This window comes from Nocardioides oleivorans (assembly GCF_004137255.1).
Lineage (GTDB): Bacteria > Actinomycetota > Actinomycetes > Propionibacteriales > Nocardioidaceae > Nocardioides > Nocardioides oleivorans.
Window position 1 is genome coordinate 2086507 of record NZ_SDWT01000001.1, and the last position, 25199, is coordinate 2111705.

Here is a 25199-nt window from a genome sequence, read left to right on the forward strand (position 1 = left end):
CGCCACGCGACGAGATCGGCGGGATGCCTCAGACCGTGTCCCATGCATCCTCCAAGACGGCGACCCGGTGGTCGAACGTGTGTTGCGCCAGCGTGCGTGAACGGGCTGCGGCCCGTATGGCATCGGCCCACTCCGGTTCGGCGAGCGCGCGCCGACAGATGTCAGTGAGCTCCTCTGGTGTGGTCCACGTGAGCACCTCTCTGCCCGGTTCGTAGAGACCCTCGACGTCCGACCGGTCGAGCAGCTCGACGCCGCCGACGCCTGCTGCCTCGAACGTGCGCATCGTGAAGCCGTCCTGGTCGCCGTGCAGGTTGAGCGTGGCCGCCGACGCAGCCATGACGTCGTACGCCGTCGCGCGGGCGAGGTCGCGGCCCGCGGGGATGTCTGGCGTGTTCAGCCGCCAGGTCCGGAGTCGGTCGACCGGATGGCTCGACCAGTCGCGCCCGTAGGCACGGACCGGGACGCCCTGGTCGTGGAGCAGGGTCAGCACCTGCTCACGGGTCGGGTAGCGCGCGCCGATGAAGGACACGTCGGGCGTTCGACGAATGGTGGGCGAGGGCACCAGCCGATGGTCATAGGCGAGCGGGAGGTGCCGAGTGTCCAGAGCAGCTGCGTCGAAGTCGACGTCGTCGAGGGTCGAGTAGGTGGCGATCGGGCCGATGCCGGCAAGCCGCTCGATCGTCCAGCGAGTGCGACGCACCTCGTCATAGAGCCACGTGACGCGCGGGAGGCCGCCGATCGACTCCCAGAAGTCGCTGCCGAGGGTGTCGCCCTTGACGACCACGACCGCCTCGGGGCGCACGTCAGCAACCGCGGCGACCGCCCGCTCGGTGGCCTCGCGGCCCAGTCCGCGGTGACGGCCGGCGCCGACCTTGTGGGGGAGCTGGTGACGCAGCTGGTGCCAGGCGCGCCCGACCATCCCGCCGTTGTCGTCGTACACGTGCGTGGTGACGTCGTGGCCACGCGCCATGAAGGCCGCGGCGATGGACGCGTGGTAGCCGTGGAATCCCGGACTGACCAGGAGCAACCTCACGTGCTCATCCGCGGACGGAGCGGGCGGGAATGCCGACGACGGTGTCGCCCGGCGCGACGTCACGGGTGACCACCGCGTTGGCTCCCACCGATGCGCCGTCGCCGATGCTGACTCCGCCGAGCACGATCGCTCCCTGACCGATGAAGACCGAGTTGCCGATCGTGATCGGCCCGGTCGGCTTGGTCAGGTGGCGGTCCACCCGGTCGTGGTCGCCGGAGGTGATGAGCGAGCCGAAGCCGACGAGGCAGTCATCGCCGAGCGTCACGGGATCGGTCGAGCTGATGGCCACGCACCGACCGAAGTTGGCGCGGTCGCCGATCGTGATCCTGCTGTCGTCGTTCTCGCACTGCAGCCAGACGTCCTCGAAGATCGCGCCCCCCGCGCCGACGAAGATCTGTTGGGGTCGGCGGATGATGTGAGGGCGGACGATGACGGTGCCTTCACCGAAGGCGCCGAACGCGCGAGGGTAGACCAGGCGCGACATCAGGCTGCTGCGGTGCCATCGGAGCGAAGGAGGCGCCTCGACAAGACGTTGCAAGAGGGTCACAGGACCACCCTAGTGAAGGCGTGGCTCATGGAGCGGGGCATCCGAGGTTGCGTGCCTCGACCAGCTTCCCGGCCTCGAAGGCCATCAGGGTGAGCCAGCTCCGCCGGTCGTCGGCCGACCCGAGCCACGGGAACCGCCTGAGCAGCAGGAGCTCGTGGTGGATCCGGCGTCGGACCGACTTGGGCGACACCTCTGCCGGGCGGAACTTGCTGTAGAGCGTGGTGGTGCCGCGTCCCGAGTTGTACTGCTGTCGGAGCACACCCTTCAGGTCGGTGCGGATCCGGTAGTGGACCAGCGCCTCCTCGACGTAGGCGAATCGATAGCCGAGGTCGTGTGCGCGCCAGGCGAAGTCGATCTCCTCCGCGCCGGCCGGGTAGGTCTCGTCGTAGCCCCCGACGCGTTCCCAGACCTCGCAGCGCAGACCGACGTTCCCGCCCAGGCCGTAGGTCCGCCCACCCCAGGTCTCGAAGAGACCGGTCGTGCGCTGGTCGATCGGGACCCAGGTCGCGGACCTGCCCGACAGCAGGGTCGTCTCGATGGGCCCGCTCACGAGAGGATGATCGTCCAGTCCGCACATCATCGCGGCGATCCAACCCGGAGCGACACGGTCGTCCGCGTCGCAGATCAGGATCCGGTCGCTGGTGGCGTGGCCGATGCCGACGTTGCGCGCCACCGACACGCCCCGGCCACGCGACGCATCGACGATCCTGACGTCCAGTCGCTCGGTCCACAGGCCCACCGCCGCCGCCAGGTCGTCCGTGGAGCCGTTGTCGGCGACGACGACCTCGAAGTCCGGAGCCCCGACCTGGGCGGCGAGGGCGCCGAGCTGCTCACCGATCAGGTGCGCGGCGTTGTAGGTGGGGATCACCACGGAGCATCGAATGACGCTCATCCGTGGGTCTCGCTGGATGTCGCGGGAGCCAGCTGTCCCAGCTCGACCAGTCGGGCGAACTCGGCGTTGCGAGACGCAACCTCGTCGAACGTTCCGACCGTGGCGACCTTGCCCCCGGACATGAAGATGAGCTGGTCGCTGTGACGGACCGTCGAGAGGCGGTGCGCGACGATGACCATCGTCATGGTGCCCTTCAGGGCCTCGATGGTCTCCGTGAGCCGTCGTTCGGTCTCGTTGTCGAGCGCGGACGTGGCCTCGTCGAGGACGAGGAGCTGTGGCCGGCGGTAGAGGGCGCGCGCAATGCCGATCCGCTGTCGCTGGCCGCCGGACAGGCGGACCCCTCGTTCGCCGATCTCGGTCTCCAGCCCGAGTGGTAGCGACCTGACCAGGTCGCTCAGCTGCGCCCGCTCGAGGGCCTCCTCCAGCCGACCGGCATCGACCTCCTCGTCGAACGCGATGTTCGCGCCCAAGGTCTCGTCGAGGAGCGTCACGTCCTGAGGCACGACGGCGAGCTGGCGCTGCCAGTCCGGAAGGTTGTCGAAGATGCTGGTTCCCCCGGCGGTGATCGAACCGCCACGAGGTTGGTGGAGCCCGAGCAGGATGTCCACGAACGTGGACTTGCCGGCGCCGCTCGAACCGACCATCGCGACGGTCCGGCCACGCGGGATGTCGAGGTCGACGCCGCGGAGGACGAGGTCCTCGGGCTGATCGGCATAGGCGAAGGTCAGCCCCCGCACCTCGATGTCACCGGTGGGCACGACGTTCGTGATCCGGGCCGCCACCTCCGCGTCCCGCTCGTCCTGGAGCGCACGGTTCTCCGTGACCAGGTGCGTGAGCGGCGCACGAGCAAACCGGATGCCGGCAAGTGCGTTGATCAGGCGGACTGCGCTCGGCAGGATGCGCGTCCCCGCCGCGACGAAGATGCCGATCAGGGTCAGGCCCTGGGTCGAGGAGCCACCGGACGAAGCGCCGATCGCCAGCAGGCCGACGCCGACGATGAACACGATCTCGAGGAAGTACTTGGGGATCTCCGCGAGCCAGGAGGCTGTGGCACTCGCTCTCGCCCCCTCGTCGCTCGCCGCGGCGAACGTGTCGACGAACGGCCCGTGGGCGTGGCGCAGCTTGATCTCCTTGACCGCCGTCAAGGACTGCAGTGACGACTTCGCCACGGCCTGGGACGCCTCGAGGTTGCGTTGGCTGGCGTGGAGGATCCGCGGGCGGATCCCACGCTGGACCACGAGCCCGGCCAACCCGAAGTAGACGATGGCCGCCGCCGTGGCGACAGGTGACACGAAGAGCAGCGAGACGAAGATGAAGGTGATGGTCAGGACCTCGGTGAAGAAGCCGAGCGTCGCGGTCAGCCCGCTGGTGTAGCCCATCCCGACCGCTCCGCTGACGGTCCAGAGCTTGTCGGAGGTGTTCTTGGTGAGGTGCCACGCGTAGGGGCCGACGAGGTAGCCCTCGAGCAGGCGGGCCTGGATCGCCACCTGGTTCTTCGCCATGAAGTTGAGCTGCCACCAGCGGAACAGCACCGCGAACACGTCCTTGAGCACGAAGGCCCCGACGATAATGAGGGCAAGTACGGCGACCAGCGCACCGTCGCTCGGGTGGCCCAGCACGCGGTTGACCACTCCGAGTGTTCCGGAGTCGGGGTCCTGTGCAGTGATGTACTGCATCATCGGCAGCATCGCGAGGACACCGAGCGTGTCGAGCAACGAGAGCACGACCGAACCGCCGATGGAGAGCACCAGCTTTCGCCGCGTCTCGAGCGTGATCAGCTCGCCCGTGCCGGGAGGGATGCCCAGGAGCCGCGCGGAGCGCTCCACGAGGCCCCCTTGGAGGTTCAGCACCGAGTTGCCTCCTCGACGACCGACATGGCTCCATCCTGTCATCAGCGACTCCCTCGCACGCGGGACTGGTTGAATCGGGACGTGATTCGGTTCATGGCGCCCGACCTCCCGACACCCAGCGGCGGCATCAAGGTGATCTATCGCTACGTCGAGCACTTGTGCGCCCTCGGCCACGACGCCCGGGTGTGGCACGGCACCCCTGGATTCTCCTACGAGTCCTGGGGGTCCACCGCTCCCGTCGACACCGGACTTGAGCTCCGGTTCGCTGCCGGCGACGTCCTGGTGATGCCCGAGACGGGCGGCAACCAGTGGAGCTTCCTGTCGGACGGGTATCCGGTCGTGATGCTCTGCCAGGGCATGGACTTCGTGTTCGCCAACTCCGACTTCCTCACCGACGAGCCCGGTGACTATCCCGGTTGGCCGCACGCGACTGCGGCGATCACCGTGTCCGACGCGATCCACACGTTCCTCGAGCGGGCCTGTCACGACGGCTTCCCGCTGCACAACGTGCCCGTTCAGATCGAAGACTGGTTCCAGCCGGGGCGCAAGGACAAGCGGATCGCGCTGATGCCGCGCCGCCGACGCGAGGACCTTCTCGGCGCGGTCCAGCTCGTGCGCCGCTCGGGCCGGCTGGGCGACTGGCAGATCGTCCTCATCGACGGGATGACGCAGCAGCAGGTGGCCGACGAGCTCGGGCGTGCGGCGATCTTCCTCTTCGGAGCCGAGCGCGAGGGCGTGGGCCTTCCGGGTGCGGAAGCGATGGCCTCGGGGTGCTACGTCGTCGGGTTCACCGGCGATGGAGCCAAGGAGTACATGCTCCCGGAGCACTCGTCGGTCATCGCAGACTCGGACGTCGTCGACATGTGTGACCGCACCCTGGAGGCGATGAGCTGGTTCGAGCACGACCGGGCGGTCATCGACGACCGGGCTGCCCGGGGTCGCGACTGGGTACGGGCCCGCCACAACAGTGACCTGGTCCGCGAGCGGCTGGGGAAGGCCTTCGCCGCCATCACCGCCGCCGATTCGCCGTCGCTGCTGCCCGAACCGGTGACGTTGCGCCACTACCAGTTCCACGCGCCGGCGTCCGACCCCTACAACAGGGCCCGCGTCGCTGGACGACGTGTCGCCCGGCGTACCGTCGATGAGCTCAGGAAGCGGCTGTGACCGGCTCGGACGAAACGGGCTCGTCGAGCCTGGCCCGTCGCCGAGCCCGCTCGATGACGTAGAGCACCGCAACTGCCTCGACCGTCAGCCTGATCACGATCGAGGACCAGTAGGTCTTGTCGATGCCTGACTGCGGGGTGGTGAACTCCCGGATGTAGAGCCACGTCGCGATGTAGTGCCACGTCTCCGCGGCTCCGACGAGACAGATGAGCCACCGGTTGCGGGTGACGAGCAGGAGTGCCAGGGCGACCCACAGCGAGTACTGCGGCGAGTAGACCTTGCCGAGGACGAAGAAGACCACGAGGAAGACGAACGAGAGCTCCTCGAACGTCGGCTCGATCAGGCGACGCCAGGTCAGTAAGCTCAGGACCGCCCAGGCGCCGAGCATCCCACCGCCGAGAACGAGGCTGAGCTGGTCGGCGCTCACGGGAACCCCCACCATGCGCATGGCCATCCACGCTGACCCGAACGACGCAGGCCTGTCGGTGTTGGTGTCCCAGAACTCGCGCCACGCCTCCGGGTTCGACACGTACAGCGGGGCGTTCGCGACGATGGTGGTGACGGCGAAGGCGCAGAGCATGCGCGAAAGGGCTCGGACCGAGCGAGCCCTGATCGCGAGGAGAAGTCCCGCTGCGAGGAGGACGAGGGGGAAGAGCTTGGTCGCCGTGCCCAGTGCCACGAAGACCCCGAACCACGCCATCCGGTCGCGCTGCCACGCCAGCAGCGCGAGTGCCGTCGCGAGGAGGGCGAGGGCATCCCAGTTCAGGGTGAGGGTGAGGACCACCAGGGGTGTCAGCACCACCCACGAGACGCGGTCCCCGATCGTCCATCCTGCCGACCAGGCGATCCACACCGTCGCCAGCACAGCCAGGAGGAGAAGGGCACACGTGACGAGGAAGAAGGCGCGTTCCTCACCCGCCATGCCGGGGAGATCGTAGAGATCCGGCCCGGACATCGACGAGCGACGGTCCAGCTCGGCGGGGGTGATGCCGAGGACGACGTGCGTCAGCTTGGCGCTCGCCTCGATGAAGAGGTTGATGAGCGGGGGGTACTCGAGGTTGCGGAATCCCGTGTTCAGGTGACCCAACCAGCCGAAGTCGGCTGCCAGCCCACGGCCGACGTAGAACAACGGCACGTCGCTGTAGCACTGCGCGGTCGCCAGGACGTCGGTGTCCACACGGCCCCGCAAGCACGGGAGCTTCTGCGCGGCCGAGACCGCGGTCATCAGCGTGGCGGCAAGAAGCCAGATCCAAGGGGACCCGGACGGGCCTGCGGACGGACCAGTCCTGTCAAGGTCGCGTCGCATCCGGTGAGGATAGTGAAGGATGCTCACCGACGAGACCGGAACGGATGGGGAGGCCCGAGGTGAGGAAGCACTACCTGGTGCTCGCCCACGACCAGCCCGACCACGTCGGACGACTCATCGACAGGCTCGCCGACGAGGATGCGACCTTCTGGCTGCACCTCGACCCTCGGGCGGTGGACCGCGAGTGGCGCGACGTCGTCTCCCGGTCGGACGTCGTGGCTGTCGAGCCTCGGGTCAGGTGCATCTGGGGCACCTGGTCGATGGTCGAGGCGACTCTCGCGATGGTGCGCGCCTGCCTCGGTGCCGGGACGCCGGGCCACCTCGTGATGCTGAGCGGTCAGAGCTATCCGATCAAGACAACCGCGCAGATCGACGCCTACCTGTCGTCCCACCCGGATCTGGTCAACATGGACCTCTGGCGCCTCGACGAGCGGTGGCCCGACAACCATCGAGACCGGCTCGACTACTTCTGCATCCCGATGACTGAGACCAAGGGCAACCTCCGCCTGTTGCGGCCGCGTCAGGACATGAATGCCCGCGAGCTGGTCGGGTGGACGCGTCGTCTCCTTCGGGAGACCGGGTTGCGGCGGGCGATCGAGGTGCTGCGTGTCATCGGTCGGCCGCGCCCGGACGTGCGCAGCCAGGTCGTGGGAGGGTCGCAGTGGTGGGCCATGCCGTGGGACACCGCCTCTCGGATGATGGCCTTCCACGGATCGCACCCCGACTACGCCGAGTTCTTCCGCTGGAGCCAGTTCCCGGACGAGACGTTCTTCCAGACGCTGCTCGTCGCGATGGACGAGGGTCTCACCGCGACGGTCGGACCGACGCTGACCCATGTCGACTGGACCGAGGGCGACTGGGACCTTCCCCGTGCGATGGGGCACGAGGACGTGGCGACGCTGCTGACGTTGCCCGAGCACGTGCTCTTCGCGCGCAAGTTCCTCGCGCCGGACAGCTCCCGCGTCATCGCCGCGCTCGAAGACGCCCTCGGGGCTGGAGGCACACCATGACTCAACAGCGCGCGCGACGGCCGATGCCGCCGCTGCTCACGGGGACGCTGCTGGTCCTGGCCGGGCTGTTCGCGCTTCGCCAGGTCGTCAGTGGGTGGCGACTAGGAGCGAGCAGCGATCTCGGGGAGAACGGCGACATCTCCGTCTACATCGGGGCGATCAACTACCTCGCGTCCGGTGGCGAGCTCTACGACTATCCGCTCGGAGGCGGGTACGGCTTCACGTACCCGCCCTTCTCCGCGATCGTCCTGCGTCCTCTCACTTGGCTCGCGCCGCTGACCGTCGGTCGCCTGTGGCTGACCATGTGCGTCGTCGTGGCTGTCGTTGTGGTCGGTCTCGTCGTCACCACGCGCAGATGGCCCGGGAGCATGGCCGGTCGGCTGATCGTGCTCGGTCTCGCAGTCGGGTCGTTCCTCGGATCGGTTCAGGTGCAGAGCGACCTGATCACCGGCCAGGTGAACCTCGTGCTCGCGCTCCTGATCATCCTCGACATCGGCCGATTCGTCCCGGACCGGTTCCGCGGCGTGCTGGTCGGACTCGCCGCGGCGGTCAAGCTCACGCCGATGGTCGTCTGGGGATGGTTCGTCGTCACCCGGCAGTGGCGCGCCCTCGCCAGCTCGATGGGAACCTTCGCCGCCTGCGGCCTGCTCGCCTGGGCCGTCCTGCCCGGAGACTCGCGGCGGTTCTGGACGGACGCCGTGTTCGACACCAGCCGCGTCGGTGACGTCGAGCTGCGTTTCAACAGCTCGGTGATGGGCGCGCTCGCCCGCTCAGGTGTCGACGGCTCGGCCCGAAGCATCTTGTGGTTGCTCCTTGGGGGCGTGCTCGTCCTCCTCGCGTTCTGGAACGCCGAGCGTGCCCGGCGAGTCGGAGACGATGTCGCGGCCGCGATCATCCTCGGCTGCGCCGCGGTCGTGGCCACCCCGATCGCATGGCCCCACCACCAGATCTGGCTGCCGCTCGCGGGCATCGTCCTTGCGCTCCGCACGCGATGGGCGCCGCGAGTGCTCGGACTGGTCGTGGTCGGCTTCGCCTACCTGCACATCTCCATCACGGAGTGGTCCGACGACCACGGGACGGGCTGGCTGTTCGACAACGTCGACTTCGCGATGTTCGTCGCGATCTGCGCCTTCGGGCTGGCGGCGCGGCCCGCATCGGAGGAGGAGGCGCCGACGCCGGAGCGGGCGCGTCAGCGCGTGTAGGAGTCAGTGTGGCGCGGCCGCCTTCGACACGACCTCCATCGGGTCGTCGTAGTCCATCAGCACGGTGACGATGGAGTCGCCGGTCGTCTTCTCGTGGTCGGAGAACTCCAGGCCGATGCCGAGCTCGCGGAACTTCGCCTGCGCCTCGTCGCCGAGGTAGTCCTTGGCGCCGGTGCCGGAGAGGTACGACGTCGCGCCGACCATCTGGAGCTGCTCGAGCACCCGGTCGGCGGCCTTCTCCTGCGGCGGGTCGGTCACCACCACCTCGGTCGTGATGCCGAGGTAGTCGCGCATCGACAGGATGAGCTGGTGATTGATGTCGGCGAGGTTGTGGGAGTCCACCGCGTGGATCATCTCGAAGACGTCGCCGCTGCGGTCCTTCCAGTGGCGCGCGCCGCGGTAGCGGCCGGTGATCGAGCTCTCGAGGTGGTCCTGCCACCCGGGCTTCACGATCGTCTCGTTGATGGGGATCAGGTGCGGCTTCGACTCGAGCGGCATCGTCACCCACGACTCGCGCATCATCACCCGGCGCTGCACCCAGTGCTTCTGGAGCTGGTCGTGCACGGCGAGGACGAAGCGATCGCTGTGGAGCATCTTGAACCAGAAGCCCGGCCACGGCAGGAGGTCCGGCTGGTGGATCGCGACCTTCACTTGCGGACCGTCCTGACCAGGGCGTACTGCTCGGCGTAGGGCACCAGCCGGACCTGCCCGAGCGCTCCGGCGATCTGGCGGACGCTGTTGATCGGGTGCACGTCGGTCGGGATCTCCGACTGGTAGGCCTGGCAGGCGGCCTCCTTGGCGGTGATCTGCTCCTCGGTGAGCGCCTCGAAGACGTTCCACCGCAGGTCGGTCGGGTAGAGGTTCACGTCGTAGACCGCGATGTCGTAGACGAAGACGCTCGGCGGGTACCAGTGGTCCAGCGACATCGACACCCGGCACGAGCGCATCCCTGCCTCGTAGACGGCGATGTGGTCCTGGTGGAGCGACGGGTAGGGGAGGTAGAGCTCCTCCGGCTCGTACTCAGCCATGATCGCGTCGATCGCGCCGACCATCTCGGTCATGTGCTGCGGGGTCTGCCCGTCGGGGAAGTCCAGGACGCGCGACTCGGACACCCCGAGGATCCTCATCGCCTCGGCATGCTCCTGCGCACGGACCTCGCCGCTGTTGGTCATCACGACGACCAGGCACTCGTCGGGGTGCTTCGCCATCAGTCCGCCGCACCCCATGGCCTCGTCGTCCATGTGGGGGGCCAGGATCAGGCGCTTCATCGCGCTCCTCCGAGGGTCACGGTTGTGCAGTCTAGTGAGCGGGACGTCTGGGAGGATGCGGAACGTGACCCGTCCGCGTGTGGTGCTGATCAGCATGCACGTCGGTCACGAGGGCGTCCCGCACGCCGGGGGCCGATACCTGCTGGAGCTGCAGCGGTTGCTCGACCGCGAGACCGACCTGACCATGCTCACCGTCGGCAACCGGCTCAACCGCGAGTCGGCGACGAAGCCTGGCGTGCCGCGACGGCTCCTGCTCCTCGGACACGAGTCCGGTCGCGGACCCGTCGGGAAGGTGCTGAACCGCGCCGCGTTCTCGGCCGACACGACGTACCGGCACCGTCGCGACCCGGGCATGCCCTCGGCTGCCTTCATCCTCGGACTGCTGCGGTCGAGGGAGGCCCGCGCCGCGGTGCGCGGGGCCGATGTCATCGACCTGCAGTACTCCGAGTCCATCCGGCTCGTGCGTCTGCTGCGCCGGCTCAACCCGACCGCGCGGATCACCGGCACCTTCCACGACGTGATGAGCCAGTCCTTCTCGCGCGAGCCGCAGGACACCGACGAGGAGCGCCGCTACTGGGAGGGAGTCGCGGAGCGGTCCCGCGGTCACGAGAAGGCGATGGTGGCGCAGCTCGACGAGGTGCTCGTCTTCAGCCACAAGGACGCCGAGCTGCTCGGCGGCCCGCCGCACACCGTCGTCCACCCGCCCCTGTCCGACGGCACCGAGCCCCGGCACACGCCGGCCACCGAGCCCGTCGTCATCGTCGTGTCCTACCTCGCGCGCGACGAGAACAACAAGGCCGCGCTCTGGACGCTCGACCACGTCTGGCCCCGGGTGCTCGAGCACCGTCCGGAGGCTCGCCTGCGCCTCGTGGGAGGAGGCGTGCTCGACGCACTGAGGAGCCGCGTCGACGAGCTGCCTGCTGGTGACGGGGTCACGCTCACGGGCTTCGTCGACGACCTCGACGCCGAGTACGCCGCCGCGGCCGTCGCCCTCGTGCCCGTCCTCCAGGGAGCGGGCGTGAAGTTCAAGACGGTCGAGGGGCTCTGCCACGGGGTCCCCGTCGTGACGACGACCGTCGGCGCCGAGGGCATCGAGGGCGACGACCTGTTTGCCGGTCTCGTCGACGACCCGCACGGCCTCGCCGACGCCCTGGTCAGCGTGCTCGACGACACCGCTGCCCAGCAGCAGCGCACGGATCGGGTGCAGGACTGGGCGCAGGAGGTCTACGGGCGTGCGCGGTTCGAGGAGACGATCCGCGGCACCTGGGTCAGATGATCCCGCGCTCGCGGATGACACCCGCGAGCTCGGTCCACATGTGGCGCGCGTTTAAGCGGGTCTCGACGCTCCTGCGAGCTGCTGCTCCCAGTCGTTCGCGCTGCCCAGCGTCGCCACGAAGCTCGGTGAGCACGTCTCGCCACCCCGCGGCGTCGCCCTCGTCCACCAGCCGCGAGTCGATGCCGTCCGAGAAGTAGTCGCGCATCGCCCGGGTGCCGGTCACGGCCACGCACGCACCCGACGACGCCGACTCCAGCGCCACGCTCGAACCGGTCGGGTAGGCCAGGTCGCGAGTCGGCACGACGACGACCTGGGCCCGCTGGAGCATCCGGCGGTAGTCCCTCAGCGGGATGATGCCGTGCACCCGGACGTTGTCCGGCACGTCGAGGTCGGCGAGGTTCTCCGGCTTGCACACGACATCGAGCACGAGGTCGGTGCCGCGGACGGCGTCGAACAGGGTGCCGTAGTCGCGCCCTCGGTCCTGCCCGACGGCGAGCAGCTCGATGTCGCGTGGCCCGTCGCCCGGGACGTAGTACTCGTGGCTCACGCCGTAGGTCACCGGGAAGAGCCGGTCCTCGCTGATCCCGAGGTCCGTGAAGATCTCGGTCTCGTGGCGGGACAGGTGGGTGATCAGGTCGGCGCCGTCGAAGCGACGTTTCAACCGTTGGCGCTGATCGGGATCCGCCGAACGCAGGTCGTCCGCGAGCCAGCACGACCACACGACCAGCGGGGTCGACGCATAGGGCGGCACCTTGGCGCGTCGGGAGAGGGCTGCCGCGGCCCCCTGCTGCTCGAGCAGCGCGAGCACGAGGTCGGACCGTCGAGCCTCGCCAGCACCGCGCAGCGTCTGCTCGACAGGAAAGCCGGCGCGGTGCTCGACGACATCGCGGAGACGGCTCCACCGCGGATCCACGGCACGACGCGAGCCTGCGAGCCTCCAACCGAGGTCGTCGGCCAGCGCGTTGACGCCGTACGGCAGGGGAGCAGGCACCTCGCCCGCCGTGTAGCGCGAGCTCCACGAGTCGAGCGCGTGCTCGGACAGGACCAGCGCGCGCGTCATCGGTCACCGCGGATCATCGACAGCTCGGAGCGGGCGACGGCTATCGGTCGGACGTCGCGTCCGGCAGCACGTCGGGCCACGTTGACCAGGAAGTTCGCACCGGTTGCCGCAGCGAGCGCGGCCTGCAGCCCGCGCTTCGATCCCCACTTGTCGGCGTACAGCATCTGCCCCTCGACCAGCCATCGCCGGCGGGACTCCGACGGCGACGACCCACCGCCCGCGTGCACGACCGTGGGGGCGCGAAGTGCGACGACGGTGAGTCCGCGCTCGCGGAGGCGACGCTGGAGGTCGATCTCCTCGGAGTTCATGAAGAACCTCTCGTCGAACCCACCGACCTCGCGGAAGTCAGCCAGTGGGATCCACATGACCGCTCCGACGACCCAGTCCACCTCCGCCTCCGCCCCACGGGCTCGGACGTCGTGACCGACGGCTCGGTGCCACGCGTTTGTCGCCCGGAACCGCGCCAGAGGGGTGAGCCAGGCTGCTGCATGGTGGCGCACGCCCGGGAACGACCGCCCGGTCCAGGCCTCGATGCCGTTCTCGTCCACCACGCGTGGGGAGAGCACTGCGCGTGGGTGTTGCTCTGCTGCGCGCTGCATCTCGGTCAGGAAGGACGGTTCGAGCGTCAGGTCGCTGTTGAGCACCACGATCACGTCGCCCGTGGCCGTGGCGGCTCCCGCGTTCACGTTGGCGCCGAAACCGCCGTTGACGTCCCTGCGAGCCACGATGACGCCGGGCGTGTCCGGGAACGCCTGTGGCGAGGCGTCGTCGGAGACGATGATCTCCACCTGCTCGGCGCCCTCCTGGCCCTGGATCTGGCGCACGAGCTCGAGGGTGGGCGTCGGGTCTCCGTAGTGGGGGATGACGACGCTGATCGTCTGCATCAGATCGCACCTGCAGTGGTGCCGGCGCGGTGACCGGCACGCGACGCTGCATCGATCGCCAGTGCGATCACCTTCGCGGCCGCTCGGTCGGGCATCAAGCGGGCGCTGGAGTCGACCAGGGTGCCGATCCGTCCCGCGCGCCGCTCGTCGAGCCCCGCTGCGACCCCGGCGACAATGCGCTGCCACGTGTTCACTGGCCTCGTCGGGGCAGCCGCGATGTGGTGCTTCTCCTCGAACACGTGACGTGCCGCACCGGAGTAGAACGCACGCTGCGTCCGCATCGCCGTGGTCGTCGCAGCGATGCGGTGCTCGGTCTCGAGCGCGGGATCGAGCACGACGGGCACTCCCGCCTGCATCAAGCGGTAGCCCCAGTCGACGTCCTCCCACCCGTAGGCCCTGAACGTCGTGTCGTACTCCCCGACGGTGTGCCACATGTCGCGGGTCACCGAGACGTTGCCTGCCCAGTAGCGCCACGCCTGGTCGGGAGGGACCCGGTAGGCCTCGTCCCGGAAGCGCGCGTCCCAAGCGCGGCCGTAGATCCGCGCATAGGTGGTCTCGGGATACACGTTGCGGTAGAGGCCCACGACGCCGACGCGGCGACCGTCGTGTGCCGCGGCGTGGCCCGAGACGTAGTCGGGGGCGGGCACGAGGTCGTCGTCGCAGCGAACCAGCACGTCACCCTGTGCCTGGGCGAAACCGGCGTTGAGAGCCGCAGACCGGCCCCGGTTGGCCTCGAAGGTGATCCGTCGGACAGGGAGTCGTTCGGCTGCCGCGTCCACGACTGCGGACGAGTCGTCGACGTCCCCGTCGATGACGACGACGGCTTCCCACTCGGCGTCCACCTGGGCCGCGAGGGCAGCGAACAGGACCGGGAGCCGACGCGCGCCTCCGTGGGACGGCACGATGACGGACACGAGGGGAGACGTCACGGCACGATCCTAGGAGTCGGACTGCTCGGCGACGGCGTCGAGCACCTCGTCGAAGAAGGCGGTCACGTCCTTCTCGCCGGCGACCGGGCCGCCCGCGAGGAAGCCGTCGGCGCCGAGCAGGATCGCAGCCGGGGTGCCGACCGAGAAGCCGCGGCGGATGTTGGAGTCGGGCTCGGAGTACGTCAGCTCGCGTGCGTGCTCGGTGGCGGCAGCTGCTGACGCGTCGTCCGGGTAGACCGCCACCACCCCGACGGCCGGTGCCAGCCGGGCAGCAAGCTCGTCGAGCCTCTCTGCCGTGCGAACGCACGGACCGCACCCCGGACTCAGCACGACCACCAGCCGCGCCTGGGTCGACGTCAGCTCCCACAGGTTGGACGTGCGCCCGGCCGAGTCGGTCACCACGCCGTACGGGATCCGGTCGCGGTCGTAGTCGAGGAGCTCGTCGTCCGGGACGTGACGTGCCGGCGAGCCACCGCCGAGCACGAGCACGGCGACGGCAGCCGCGGCCATCGAGGCGATGAGTGCCCACCAGCCGCCAGCGTCGAGGTCTGCGAGGGCCGAGGGCACGGAGCCGCCGTCGAGTCCGAACCACAGGACCACGCCGGCCAGGACGGACAGCAGCACGTTGCGGCCGAGGGTGGTCCGGTCGACGTCGTGACGACCGAGGCTGCCGAAGCAGGAGCACGTCACGGGTTCCTCGAACCCGAGAGCCCTGCCGATGAGGGCGGTGTAGGTGAGCATCAGCAGGAGAAGCAGGACGGCCACCGGCGCGAGCACGCCCGTGGGAGCGACCACGAGGAGCACCGCCAACGCGATCTCCACCCACGGGAGCGCCGATGCTGTTGCGTCAGCCGGCACCAGCCCGGGCACCCGAAGTGCGTCGAATGCGTCGCGCGTGGCGGTCCGGTTCCGCAGCTTGGCGATCCCACTGGCGAGCAGGACAGCCACCAGGGTCAGCACCACGACGAGCGCTGCGACCGGTGCCGACGACATGGCCCAGATCGTACGGTCCGTCAGCCGCGCGGGTGCGCCCAGCGGTAGAGGGCGATGAGCCCCGGCAGGAAGATCACGAGGAAGACGACACCGAACAGGCGGCTGCCCATGTCGTCACCGAAGAGCAGCAGCATCGTCCCGATGAAGACGAACGGCGACGTGAAGAGGCCGACGATCCAGAAGACGATCCGTGGGAGGACGCCGCGCTCCGGCCTGGTGGCCCACAGGGTCGCTTGCCCGGGACCGGCAAGACCGTCGAGCACGTCCTCGAGCTGACCGTGTGTCCGTGACGCGAGCGCCTGTGTGGTCCGCTCGTCGAGCTCGGTCGACGTCAGGCGTCCCTCGGCGAAGGCAGCGGACAGGACGTTGCAGACCCGCTCGCGATCAGCGTCCGACGCGAGGGTCGCGTCCCGCTCCGCCTCGTGCTCGGCCCTGGAGCGCTGGCGAGCTTCCAGCCACCTGCCGAGTGCCTCGTCGCCCTGCGAGGCACCGTCCGACGTGCTCATGGCCGACAGGGTAGGCGCAGACGTACCCCGAACGCCGCGACTTGGCGCATCCGCCGCGCCGTGACCCACATCGATGACGCTCGTTGCGCACCTTGAGAGTTCGTTGATCTTCTTGAGAATGTCTTAACCTTTGGGTGAAGGACCTCTCGGATCTTCAAGCGGGGGAAAGTCGTCATGACCGACATGGGCAACGAGCGAGGCGCGGGGACCTCGCGGCGTACGTTGATGCGTGGTGCCGCGTGGACCGTCCCGGTCGTCGCCGTCGCCGCGCAGGCGCCGGCGTTCGCCGCCTCGCCGTGCGACCCGCAGACCTACAGGATCGACTGGGGTGTCAGCGCCTACACCCCGCCGGGCAGCCTGACCGCGACGCCGAACGTCGGTACGGCAGTCGCGACGGGCAGCGCCGGCGGCAACGGCATCAACGTGACGTTCACGAGCACGGTCCTGGTCTCGACGCGCTACGACAGCAACCTGACGGTCCTGCCCACCACTGGCATCGGCAACCTGGGAGCGGGCGAGCAGGGACTCGCGATCCGTTCGAACGGCTCGTTGGGCGCGTATCCGCTGTCGAACCAGACGATCACGGTCGCCTTCGGTCGAGCCGTCAGCAACCTGTCGTTCACTGTCGTCGACATCGATCGCGACGCGAACTTCTGGGACCGCGTGGCGTTCAACCCGGCGCCAGGTGCCGGCAACTTCACTCGGGCGGCCCAGGTCGACGGCGCGGGAAACCTCAACGCCGAGACGTCCGGCGACGGACCGTTCAGGTTCACGGGCCCCACCGGCAACCTGGTCGACACGAGCGGTGCCGGCAACGTCCAGGTGCGCTACGCCGGCGGAGCGAGCTTCACCTCGTTCCAGATCCTGTACTGGAACACGGTCCTGTCCGGTCCCCAGGGCATCTTGCTGAGCGACTTCAGCTTCACCGCGCGCGGCTGCTGAGCGCGCCGGAGGAGCCTCACTCTCAAGAAGTCGTATGCATCAGTCGTAGATTTTACGTAGACGTTCGTTGGACGGAGCCTCCTTAGGATTCTCGTCGAGTGCGGTGGCCACGAAGCGGCTCCGCAGGACCTCGGGGGACATCCGCGTTGAACGCGAACATCGACCACGGCGCATCCCTGCCGCATCCTTCGCGCCGGACGGTGGTGCGCACCGCGGCATGGACGGTGCCGGTCGTCTCGGTCGCTGCGACTGCTCCGGCCTTCGCGGCCTCGCCGTGCTCGGACCGCTACGGCTACGTGCTTCGTTGGGGTACGACCTCCTACTCCCGGACCGACGCACGGAGCTCGTCGGCCAGCGTGACCTCCGGCGACTCCAGCGCAGTGGGGGTGACGTTCGCGAGTGTGTCGTCGTCGACCGCCAATGTGCCCGACGCTGCGCGCAACCTGACGATCCCGGCCAACACGGGCACCGGCACCACGGCCGACCCCGTCGTCACCAGCCTCGGCGGGCGAGCCGGCGAACGCGGCGTCATGCTCTACCACGCCACCAGCACGATCGGACGCGCGAACCGTCAGGACGTGACCATCACGTTCTCGCGTCCGGTGCGGGGCCTGAAGTTCTGGGTGACGGACATCGACACGATCACCAGCCCGGCGTACTCCGACCGGGTCGAGCTCGTCGGCTACAGCTCCAGCAACGCCGTCGTGGGCTTCGGCTTCGCCAACGACGGGGTCACCGGATCCGGCACCCAGGCGGACCCGTGGCTTCGCGCGAGCAACGCCAACGTCAACGAGAACGCCGCCGGCGCCCAGGTGTCGGTCGACTTCACCGCCACGTCTCCGACTGCCGCCACGGACGTCAAGCGCATCGTGCTGACCTACTGGAACGCCACGGGTGGCACGCAGTACCACCGCATCTACCTGGGCAACCTGAGCTTCACCGCCATCGGCTGCTGACCCCAAGGCGCCCTGCGCGTGAGAACTTCTTGAGGGAACCACGCCGCTGGCTATGTCGTTCTGTTGCCTTCCTGTGGCCGACGCGCGCCTACTTTCGGGTCTACAGGCGACCGTGGGGGTCCGCCGGTACTCCCTGGGGGCTCAGTCAGCATGTCGCACAACGGAACTCTTCTCAGCGCGCGCCCGACGCGCCGCTCGATCGCTCGAGGCGCGGCTTGGACAGTGCCCGTCATCGCGGTCGCTGCCACCGCACCGGCCTATGCCGCGTCATGCGACTCGACCACGCCGACCGCTATGAACCTTGCTACCAGGTCCGGTGGCGACGGCACCACGGTGACGTTCGGCAGCGCGCCGGTGAACACGTCGCTGGGCTCCTACAACTTCAGCACGAGCGACCCGGTGATGACCGCGGGCTGGCTCGAGTTCGAGAACGCACCTCGCGGTGCTGGTGGTGCATCGAACCCGTCGACCTACCAGGACATCACTGTCACCTTCTCGCGGGCGGTCCGAAACCTGACCTTCGACATCGCTGACATCGATACCAGCGGCCAGGGCAACGGCGGCAACCGCACCTACAACTACTGGGACGCCATCGCCGTCCACGGGACGAGCACTCCTTACAGCGCCTCGCTCGGGTCGGCGCTGACCGGCAGCGGGACGATCGCGGACCCGTGGCGCCAGGAGACCTTCGCCAACACGCCGCCGGACTCCAACGCGGCCGCCAGCCAGAGACTCAACTTCTGGTTCACCGGCGCCGTCACGACGTTCAAGTTCCGCTACTGGAGCATCCAGGGCCGCAACAGCTACACCGGGACGCAGGCCGTGTGGATCGGCAACATGAGCTACAAGGTCAACTGCGACTGACGTCCCGGGGGTGATCCACTCCTCAGGCAAAGTGGACTAGACCGCCATCTGTTGTTGCCATCTTGTTGAACGTTCGCCCATAGCCTTGACACATCAGGTGACCGTGGGGGTCGCCGTGGGGTTGGGGAGCTTGATCGACATGTCCAGCAAGGCGACTGTTCACGAGCCGCTGCGTCCGTCACGTCGCGCCATGGTGCGTGGGGCGGCCTGGACCGTTCCGGTCGTCGCGGTTGCCGCGACCGCTCCGGCGTATGCGGCGTCGGCATGTCCGACCACGACCCTGGCCTGGTCCGCCCTCGGCAACGGCAACGTGTTCGCCTCCACCACCGTCGGTGCCGTCACGGTGACGCTGACCGTCTCAGGTGTCACCAACGCAGCCAACAACCGGACGATCTCGACCACGGCCACCGGTGCCCAGACCAGCAACCTGCGCTTCTACAGCGGGTCGGCGAACGGCAGCTCGCAGACCGCCACGTTCGCGTTCACCCGGACGAGCACGGGCCTGCCGGTGGACATCAAGAACCTCAGCTTCTCGTTCCTGGACGTCGACTCGGGCGGCTCCGGGTGGAGCGACAACGTCGTGGTCAACACCGGCGGGTTCGGTTACACGATCGTCAGCCCTGCGAACGTCGTGGGTGACGGTCTCGCTCCGGCGACTGCCTTCCGGGCGGCCAACGCCAACACCTCGGGGAACAGTCCGGGGACCTCGACCACTGGCAACGTCAACGTGTCGTGGGCGGGAATCGTGAACTCGGTCTCCTTCACCTACTTCCAGTCGCTGGCAGCGACCGGATCCCCGTTCATCGGTATCTCGAACATGAGCTTCCAGCCCGTCATCTGCTGACGGTTGCCCGGGAACAACCCCTGGCAACACGCTGTTGTCCGTGATCGATGACTGCCGCGGACACCACCACCCAGCCCGTTGACGACTCGCGCAGGATCTCGATCCTGCTCGGGCTGCTGTTCGGGCTCGGGGGACTCGGGTCGTCCAGCGCGGCGGTGACGCTCGCCCTCATGGGCAAGGACTTCGGGATCAGCTCGGGCCTCGCGGCCTGGGCGATCAGCCTCTACGTCCTGATGCTCGCGGTCACGACCGCCCTCTACGGCCGCATCTCCGACCTCGTCGGCTTCCGCGGGCCGATGCTGGCGGGCTTGGTGCTGATGTCGATCGGCGCCCTCGTGGCGGCGGTCGCTCCCACCTTCCAGGTGCTGCTCGGCGCGCGGATGGTGCAGGGTGCCGGCGCGGCGGCGCTCCCGACCCTGGGCGTCGCGGTCCTGTCGTCGCGGTACGCCGGCGAGATCCGTGGGGTCGCCTTCGGGCGCCTGGCCGGGGTCTCGGCGGCGGTGGGTTGCCTCGGGCCGCTAGCGGGCGGTGTCGTCGAGGCCGCCTTCGGGTGGCGGGCCGTGATGGCACTGCCGATCCTCGGTGCGTTGGTCCTGCCGTTCATCTGGCGCGCCCTCCCGACCGGCGGCAGCGGCGCCAAGCTGGACGTCGTCGGCGCGATCCTGGTCTGCCTCACCGCAGCCGGGATGGTGCTGCTCGTCCAGTCGCCGTCCGCCGGCCTGCTCGTCGCCGCGCTGGGCGCTGTGTTGCTGTTCGCCGGTGTCCCGGCTGTGCACGCGACCGTGCGCCGGCGCCCCGACGGGTTCCTCCCGGTCGAGGTCATCCGCAACGCGACCGTCGTACGCACTGCGGTGTCGGCGTCCTCCATCCCCGCGTCGTGGTTCGCTCTGTTGATCGCCACGCCTGCGGTCCTCCTGGCGGAGGGCTGGGAGGCCTGGCAGGTCGGCGTCGCGATGCTGCCGAGCGCCGCGATCGCGCTGTTCGTGCCACGACTCGTGGGACCGATGCTGCGGCGAGTCGGGCCGGGGCGGAGCGTCGGCGCCGCCGCGCTGGTGGCGTCCGGCGCGATCCTGCTGGCAGCACTGGGCGCACACTTCGCGAGCGCCACGATCCTGGTGATCGGCATCGTCTTCGTGACCGTGGCGTTCGGGCTCGGTCAGCCGGCACTCAGCGCGGTGGTCGGTGACGCAGTCCACGAGAACGTGCGCGGAGTCGCGCTCGGCGTGTCCACGCTGTTGTTCCTCATCGGCGGCAGCATCGGCTCCGCGGTGATCGCCGGCCTCAGCGGGCCCCTCGGCATGACCGGAGCACTGCTGCTGCTCGCCGCTCTCCCGGTGCTCGGACTGATCGTCCTGGCACCGACTCTGCGATCACCGGAGACCGCGCGCTCCGTATGATTTTGGGGCGATCGTCGCCGTCCCCTCGCCCTCTCGTGCCACACTCGCATCCGGCTTGGCTCGGTCGGACGTGCACCGGGCCGCATGGAAGTGAGGCAGTCCCTGTGTCGTTACCGGACGACGAGGACACGGGCGTTGACCAGCGGCTTCCGCGTGGTCTCTGCGCTGCGCTGTTCATCGGGTCGTTGGGGTTCTGGGGACTGGTGTTCCAGCGATCCGTGCTCGCGCTGGACGACATGGGTTTCATCCTGCGGGGTCGGGAACGTCTGACGTCGCTCGCCGACGTGCTGGACATGCTCCACCACGATGTCGTCGTCCAGAACGGCCGCATCGCCGACACGGTCCTGTCGTTGGTGGCTGCGGCGGGGGACGAGCGAGCTGCTCGTGCCTACTTCGCCGTTGCGCTGTCCTCGCTCTTTCCGACAGCCCTCATCTGGCTGAGCTTCCTCGTGCCACGTTCGGTCCGGCGCGACCTGCCGTCCTTCGTCCTCCCGTTGGTGGCTGCCGCCTCGCCCCTCCTCCTGCTCGCGCTGGACCGCAGGCTCATCTCCCAGCTCGCGCTGTTCGGCGCTGCGTCCTCTGGCTACTGCACGGGCCTCTTCCTCGTGAGCGTCGGCCTCGTACCCCTGCTCAGGACTGCAGATGGATTGGCGACACCGCCGCGGGTGATGGTCGGGTCGGCGGTGTCGTTGCTGGTGGGCGTGATGTTCCACGAGGTCCTTGCTGCCCTGGTGCTCGGCGCACTGGTGTCGGCGGCGCTGGTGGCGGTGCGGACACCGATCCGGAGACGTCAGCTGCTGACGCTCCTTCCCCCGCTGCTGCTTGCGGTCGCGCTCAAGGCGAGCACGCCGGGACTCTGGAGTCGTACTGCAGACACAGACCAGCGACAGCTGGCAGATGCCAGCCTCGTCGCCAGGACCGATGTTGCCCTCGCCTTCGCACTCGTCGCCTTCGTGCCGTTGCTCGCCTACGTCGCGACGTCCATCGCGGTCTCGCTCCCGTCACGTGGCGTGGCCACGAGGCGCGTCGTGCTCCTGGGGGGAGTGGGTGCCGTGTTGGTGCTGGTCGGCGCGGGGTATCGCGCACTCGGCGGCTATCCGTTGGGCGGCGTCGTCACTGCGTCGACGATCGTCTGCCTCGTTGCAGCGATATGGCTGCTGCGGCCGGCACGGGTGACCCCAGCAGAGCTGGTGGCACTGGGGGCGACGGCACTCGCCTTCGCGGTTCCCGTCTACGGCGGTCTCCTCCCCGGACGGGCGTGGTTCTTCGGTGAGTACCTCGCCCTGCTCGTCGCGCTCTCGTGGTTGGCCCGCGGAGCAGCGGGTCTGGGTCCTGGGAGGGTCGACCTACGTGCTCCGCGACCTGCTTCTGGCGCCAGGTGGCTGGCCTCCGCGCTGCTCGGGGCCGGTCTCGTGGTTGGCCCGACGCTCGCCTACGAGATGCTCGACAAGGTCAACGACAACTACGCGTGGCGGGCCTACGTCGACGCCCAGGTCCTCGAGCAGGAGGACGGAGTCGTCGACATCCCATGGACCTATCCGTGGAACGACATGCGGCCGTCCTTCGCGATCGACGGCGACCACGAGGAGTGGGAGCAGCTGGTCCGCGACTACTTCGAGATCCCGAGCGACGTCCGCATCGAGTGGAACGGCTCAGTGGACTGGATGGACGGCTGACGCGCGAGCGCGCTCGCCGAGGGCGACCGCGGCACGCTGCACGATCGGGAGCTCCTCGGGGTCGCGGGCAGCCTGGTGGGGCACGTCGCCGCCCAGGAGGGCAGCGGGCGTCGTGAGCCAGATCCAGGCACGCCAGGGGTCGACCCCGGCGGCGAGCAGGGTCTCGAGGATCGTGAGGAGCTCGTCGCGGACCTCGCCGGCGTCGTCGAGCTGGAACGACGGCACGAGCGTCGCGCCCTCCTGCTGGACGAGCAGCACCGCTCGTCGGTCGGACGCCTTGTGCAGCGCGAAACGCGCGGCGTTCTCCGAGACTCCACGCAGTGCGGCGACACCTGCGTAGTCGAGCCACCCTCCGTCGAGCAGCTCCGCACGGATGCGGGCCTCGCGGCGGAGACGGACGAGCGCGACCGGCACGGCGTGCGCGGGGTCGTCGCCCTGGGCACGCAGCTGCCGGTCGAGGTCGACCAGCCGGTCGGCGGGCAACAGCTCGACCGTCCCGGGCTCGCGCCAGCGGACCTCGCCGTGGGCGCGGTCGTACGTCGGCAGCCCGGCCGCACCGAGCTGGTCGGCGAGCCCCAGCTGCTCGAGCCAGGTCGCCAGCCGCTCGCCCAGCCCGTCGTCGTACCCGCCGTCAGCGGGGTCGACGCGGGCCGGGGAGCAGGGCGACATCGGGCAGGACTACTTGCTGGCCTTGCGGGCCCGCGAGGCGGTCTTGGCGCGCGCGTTGGCGTCGAGGACGACCTTGCGGATCCGCACCATGTCGGGCGTGACCTCGACGCACTCGTCCTCGCGGCAGAACTCCAGGCACTGCTCGAGGGAGAGCCGCTTCGGCGGGATCAGCTTCTCGAAGTTGTCGGAGGTGGCGGACCGGATGTTGGTCTGCTGCTTCTCCTTGGTGATGTTGACGTCCATGTCGTCGGCGCGGGAGTTCTCGCCGACGATCATGCCCTCGTAGACGTCGGTGGTGGGCTCGACGAAGAGCACGCCGCGCTCCTGCAGCGACGTCATGGCGTACGCCGTCGCCGCACCGGCGCGGTCGGCCACCAGCGATCCGTTGTTGCGCGAGCGGATCTCGCCGGCCCAGGGGTGATAGCCCTCGGAGATGTGGTGGGCGATGCCTGTGCCGCGGGTCTCGGTGAGGAACTCGGTGCGGAAGCCGATCAGGCCGCGCGAGGGGACGACGAAGTCCATGCGCACCCAGCCGGTGCCGTGGTTGGTCATGCCCTCCATGCGGCCCTTGCGGGTCGCGAGGAGCTCGGTGATGGTGCCGAGGTACTCCTCCGGAGCGTCGATCGTCAGGCGCTCGAAGGGCTCGTGGACCTTGCCGTCGACCTCGCGGGTGACGACCTGCGGCTTGCCGACGGTGAGCTCGAATCCCTCGCGACGCATCTGCTCGACGAGGATCGCCAGCGCGAGCTCGCCGCGGCCCTGGACCTCCCACGCGTCGGGCCGCTCGGTCGGCAGGACGCGGAGCGACACGTTGCCGATCAGCTCGCTGTCGAGGCGGTCCTTGACCAGGCGCGCGGTGACCTTGGCGCCCTTGACCTTGCCGACCATGGGCGAGGTGTTGGTGCCGATGGTCATCGAGATGGCCGGGTCGTCGACGTGGATGAGCGGCAGCGCGATCGGGTTCTCCGCGTCGGCGAGGGTCTCGCCGATGGTGATCTCGGGGATGCCCGCGATGGCGACGATGTCGCCGGGGCCGGCGGACTCGCCGGGGACGCGCTCGAGGCCCTCGGTGACGAGAAGCTCGGTGATCCGGACGTTCTTGACCGTGCCATCGCGCTTGATCCACGCGACGGTCTGGCCCTTCTTCAGGTGGCCCTGGTGGATGCGCAGCAGCGCGAGGCGACCGAGGAACGGCGAGGAGTCGAGGTTGGTGACGTGGGCCTGGAGCGGCGCGCCCTCGTCGTACTGCGGGGCGGGGATGGTCTCGAGGATCGTCTTGAAGAGCGGCTCGAGGTCGGTGCCCTCCGGCATGGTGCCGTTCTCGGGCGCCGTCAGGGACGCGATGCCGGCCTTGCCCGAGGCGTAGACGACCGGGAAGTCCAGCGCGTCCTGGCTGTGGGTCTCGTCGAGCAGGTCCATGAAGAGCTCGTAGGACTCGTCGACGACCTCCGCGATGCGGGCGTCGCCACGGTCGGTCTTGTTGACGACCAGGATCACGGGCATGTCGGCGTTGAGCGCCTTGCGGAGCACGAAGCGGGTCTGGGGGAGCGGGCCCTCCGATGCGTCGACGAGCAGCACGATGCCGTCGACCATCGACAGTCCTCGCTCGACCTCGCCACCGAAGTCGGCGTGGCCGGGGGTGTCGATGATGTTGATGACCATCGGCTGACCGCCACCGGCGGGACCGGCGTAGTGGACGGCGGTGTTCTTCGCGAGGATCGTGATGCCCTTCTCGCGCTCGAGGTCGCCGGAGTCCATGACCCGGTCGGCGACGCTCTCGGCCTGGTGCGCGGTGAACGCGCCGGCCTGGCGGAGCATCGCGTCCACCAGCGTGGTCTTGCCGTGGTCGACGTGGGCGACGATCGCGACGTTGCGCAGGTCGGAGCGGGACTGGGTGGGCATGCAGGAGCCTTCCGGGCTGGAACGAGCGG

At 69.1% G+C, this 25199-nt stretch carries 24 protein-coding genes; 10 read left to right on the forward strand and 14 right to left on the reverse strand.

The window, feature by feature from the left end:
- Nucleotides 1-28: 28 nt before the first annotated feature.
- Genes EUA93_RS09955 through EUA93_RS09970 form a run of 4 tightly spaced genes read right to left on the reverse strand, consistent with a single transcriptional unit; the run spans nt 29 to nt 4322 of the window.
- Entirely contained in the window at nt 29-1033 is a 1005-nt protein-coding gene (locus EUA93_RS09955; protein WP_207208649.1) for a CgeB family protein, read from the reverse strand.
- A gap of 4 nt (nt 1034-1037) precedes the next feature.
- Nucleotides 1038-1580 (reverse strand): acyltransferase, encoded by a 543-nt coding sequence (locus tag EUA93_RS22225; protein ID WP_275937869.1) that lies wholly within the window; start codon nt 1578-1580, stop codon nt 1038-1040.
- A 25-nt stretch (nt 1581-1605) separates the two neighbouring features.
- On the reverse strand, nt 1606-2451 hold the full coding sequence (locus EUA93_RS09965) for a glycosyltransferase family 2 protein (protein WP_165355112.1): 846 nt from the start codon (nt 2449-2451) through the stop codon (nt 1606-1608).
- A gap of 17 nt (nt 2452-2468) precedes the next feature.
- Nucleotides 2469-4322: an ABC transporter ATP-binding protein gene (locus tag EUA93_RS09970; RefSeq protein ID WP_165355113.1), complete on the reverse strand. Its 1854-nt coding sequence runs from the start codon at nt 4320-4322 to the stop codon at nt 2469-2471.
- An 81-nt stretch (nt 4323-4403) separates the two neighbouring features.
- Between EUA93_RS09970 and EUA93_RS09975 the strand changes: the two genes are divergently transcribed.
- Nucleotides 4404-5486: a glycosyltransferase gene (locus EUA93_RS09975; RefSeq protein ID WP_129399987.1), complete on the forward strand. Its 1083-nt coding sequence runs from the start codon at nt 4404-4406 to the stop codon at nt 5484-5486.
- Here EUA93_RS09975 and EUA93_RS09980 read toward each other — a convergent pair.
- Entirely contained in the window at nt 5470-6663 is a 1194-nt protein-coding gene (locus tag EUA93_RS09980; RefSeq protein ID WP_165355114.1) for a glycosyltransferase 87 family protein, read from the reverse strand. The genes EUA93_RS09975 and EUA93_RS09980 overlap by 17 nt on opposite strands.
- Before the next feature lie 188 nt (nt 6664-6851).
- Between EUA93_RS09980 and EUA93_RS09985 the strand changes: the two genes are divergently transcribed.
- Both EUA93_RS09985 and EUA93_RS09990 read left to right on the forward strand, forming a co-directional pair.
- Nucleotides 6852-7802: a beta-1,6-N-acetylglucosaminyltransferase gene (locus EUA93_RS09985; protein ID WP_165355115.1), complete on the forward strand. Its 951-nt coding sequence runs from the start codon at nt 6852-6854 to the stop codon at nt 7800-7802.
- Nucleotides 7799-9004: a glycosyltransferase 87 family protein gene (locus EUA93_RS09990; protein ID WP_129399990.1), complete on the forward strand. Its 1206-nt coding sequence runs from the start codon at nt 7799-7801 to the stop codon at nt 9002-9004. Before EUA93_RS09985 ends, EUA93_RS09990 begins: the two co-directional genes overlap by 4 nt.
- Before the next feature lie 3 nt (nt 9005-9007).
- On the opposite strand, the gene EUA93_RS09995 is transcribed toward EUA93_RS09990, so the two are convergent.
- Nucleotides 9008-9655: a WbqC family protein gene (locus tag EUA93_RS09995; RefSeq protein ID WP_129399991.1), complete on the reverse strand. Its 648-nt coding sequence runs from the start codon at nt 9653-9655 to the stop codon at nt 9008-9010.
- A complete protein-coding gene (locus EUA93_RS10000) occupies nt 9652-10272 on the reverse strand; it encodes a PIG-L deacetylase family protein (RefSeq protein WP_165355116.1) in 621 nt (206 codons plus the stop codon). The genes EUA93_RS09995 and EUA93_RS10000 overlap by 4 nt, the downstream gene beginning before the upstream one ends.
- Before the next feature lie 64 nt (nt 10273-10336).
- Between EUA93_RS10000 and EUA93_RS10005 the strand changes: the two genes are divergently transcribed.
- Nucleotides 10337-11548 carry a glycosyltransferase gene (locus EUA93_RS10005; protein WP_165355117.1) on the forward strand — a complete coding sequence of 404 codons (1212 nt, stop codon included), beginning with the start codon at nt 10337-10339 and terminating at the stop codon, nt 11546-11548.
- Here EUA93_RS10005 and EUA93_RS10010 read toward each other — a convergent pair.
- From EUA93_RS10010 to EUA93_RS10030, 5 genes are read right to left on the reverse strand one after another with little or no spacing between them, the layout of a single operon-like run.
- On the reverse strand, nt 11541-12608 hold the full coding sequence (locus EUA93_RS10010) for a glycosyltransferase (RefSeq protein ID WP_129399994.1): 1068 nt from the start codon (nt 12606-12608) through the stop codon (nt 11541-11543). The genes EUA93_RS10005 and EUA93_RS10010 overlap by 8 nt on opposite strands.
- Nucleotides 12605-13492 carry a glycosyltransferase family 2 protein gene (locus EUA93_RS10015; RefSeq protein WP_129399995.1) on the reverse strand — a complete coding sequence of 296 codons (888 nt, stop codon included), beginning with the start codon at nt 13490-13492 and terminating at the stop codon, nt 12605-12607. Before EUA93_RS10015 ends, EUA93_RS10010 begins: the two co-directional genes overlap by 4 nt.
- Complete coding sequence (locus tag EUA93_RS10020; RefSeq protein WP_242497314.1) at nt 13492-14421, reverse strand: glycosyltransferase family 2 protein; 930 nt, start codon at nt 14419-14421, stop codon at nt 13492-13494. The genes EUA93_RS10015 and EUA93_RS10020 overlap by 1 nt, the downstream gene beginning before the upstream one ends.
- Before the next feature lie 9 nt (nt 14422-14430).
- The gene (locus EUA93_RS10025; RefSeq protein WP_129399996.1) at nt 14431-15414 is read right to left on the reverse strand and encodes a TlpA family protein disulfide reductase; all 984 of its coding nucleotides are present in this window, start codon (nt 15412-15414) and stop codon (nt 14431-14433) included.
- Nucleotides 15415-15434: 20 nt separating this feature from the next.
- Nucleotides 15435-15920: a DUF1707 SHOCT-like domain-containing protein gene (locus EUA93_RS10030; RefSeq protein WP_129399997.1), complete on the reverse strand. Its 486-nt coding sequence runs from the start codon at nt 15918-15920 to the stop codon at nt 15435-15437.
- A 174-nt stretch (nt 15921-16094) separates the two neighbouring features.
- On the opposite strand from EUA93_RS10030, the gene EUA93_RS10035 reads away from it, so the two are divergent.
- The 6 genes from EUA93_RS10035 to EUA93_RS10060 all read left to right on the forward strand — a co-directional run bounded on the left by EUA93_RS10035 (nt 16095) and on the right by EUA93_RS10060 (nt 22599).
- Complete coding sequence (locus EUA93_RS10035; protein ID WP_129399998.1) at nt 16095-16862, forward strand: hypothetical protein; 768 nt, start codon at nt 16095-16097, stop codon at nt 16860-16862.
- Nucleotides 16863-17284: 422 nt separating this feature from the next.
- A complete protein-coding gene (locus tag EUA93_RS10040) occupies nt 17285-17818 on the forward strand; it encodes a hypothetical protein (protein WP_129399999.1) in 534 nt (177 codons plus the stop codon).
- Nucleotides 17819-18112: 294 nt separating this feature from the next.
- Nucleotides 18113-18682: a hypothetical protein gene (locus EUA93_RS10045; RefSeq protein ID WP_129400000.1), complete on the forward strand. Its 570-nt coding sequence runs from the start codon at nt 18113-18115 to the stop codon at nt 18680-18682.
- A gap of 139 nt (nt 18683-18821) precedes the next feature.
- A complete protein-coding gene (locus EUA93_RS10050; RefSeq protein ID WP_129400001.1) occupies nt 18822-19526 on the forward strand; it encodes a hypothetical protein in 705 nt (234 codons plus the stop codon).
- 47 nt (nt 19527-19573) lie between these two features.
- Complete coding sequence (locus EUA93_RS10055) at nt 19574-20923, forward strand: MFS transporter (RefSeq protein WP_129400002.1); 1350 nt, start codon at nt 19574-19576, stop codon at nt 20921-20923.
- A 203-nt stretch (nt 20924-21126) separates the two neighbouring features.
- Nucleotides 21127-22599 (forward strand): hypothetical protein, encoded by a 1473-nt coding sequence (locus tag EUA93_RS10060; protein WP_129400003.1) that lies wholly within the window; start codon nt 21127-21129, stop codon nt 22597-22599.
- Here the strand turns inward: EUA93_RS10060 and EUA93_RS10065 are convergent.
- Together EUA93_RS10065 and typA are read right to left on the reverse strand one after the other, a co-directional pair.
- Nucleotides 22576-23268 carry a hypothetical protein gene (locus EUA93_RS10065; protein WP_129400004.1) on the reverse strand — a complete coding sequence of 231 codons (693 nt, stop codon included), beginning with the start codon at nt 23266-23268 and terminating at the stop codon, nt 22576-22578. The two genes, EUA93_RS10060 and EUA93_RS10065, sit on opposite strands and share 24 nt — an antisense overlap.
- 9 nt (nt 23269-23277) lie before the next feature.
- Nucleotides 23278-25170 carry a translational GTPase TypA gene (gene typA / locus EUA93_RS10070; RefSeq protein ID WP_129400005.1) on the reverse strand — a complete coding sequence of 631 codons (1893 nt, stop codon included), beginning with the start codon at nt 25168-25170 and terminating at the stop codon, nt 23278-23280.
- Between the last annotated feature and the right edge of the window lie 29 nt (nt 25171-25199).